At 61.9% G+C, this 396-nt stretch carries 1 protein-coding gene; it reads right to left on the bottom strand.

Features of this window, described 5'->3' with window-relative positions; translation table 11 throughout:
- The coding region (locus tag GM672_RS30280; protein WP_443094186.1) for a flagellin N-terminal helical domain-containing protein at positions 1-396 on the bottom strand (396 nt) is incomplete at both ends.

Here is a 396-nt window from a genome sequence, read left to right as displayed (position 1 = left end):
ATGCGGTCTGGGAGTTGACCTTGGCGGCCAGGGTTTTCGCCGTGTCGGTTGCCTCGACGTCGATGGCCGCACCGCTACCACGCATACCTGCGACTTGCATTGCCCCAACGCCTGCGGCGACGTTGGTCGCACCGGTGGCGTTGACTGCGGATGCCGCGTTCTTGACGTTGTTATTACCGTAGGTGCTGGTCAGGAAATTCGCGCCGGTCGACGAGATCAGCTGGTTGGCATCGGCACCGACCTGGAAGTTGGCCGTACCCATCGAACCATCCAGCAGGGCCTGGCCGTTGAAGGTGGTGGTCTGGGCGATACGGTTCAGTTCCGAACCCAGCTGCGTGACTTCGGTCTGCAGGGCTTGACGGTCGGAAGCGGAGTTCGATGCATTCGACGACTGGA

The organism is Pseudoduganella buxea, assembly GCF_009720835.1.
Classification (GTDB): Bacteria; Pseudomonadota; Gammaproteobacteria; order Burkholderiales; family Burkholderiaceae_D; genus Rugamonas; species Rugamonas buxea.
Note: the sequence above shows the minus strand (reverse complement) of the source record. Positions and strands in the feature narration are given on the sequence as shown.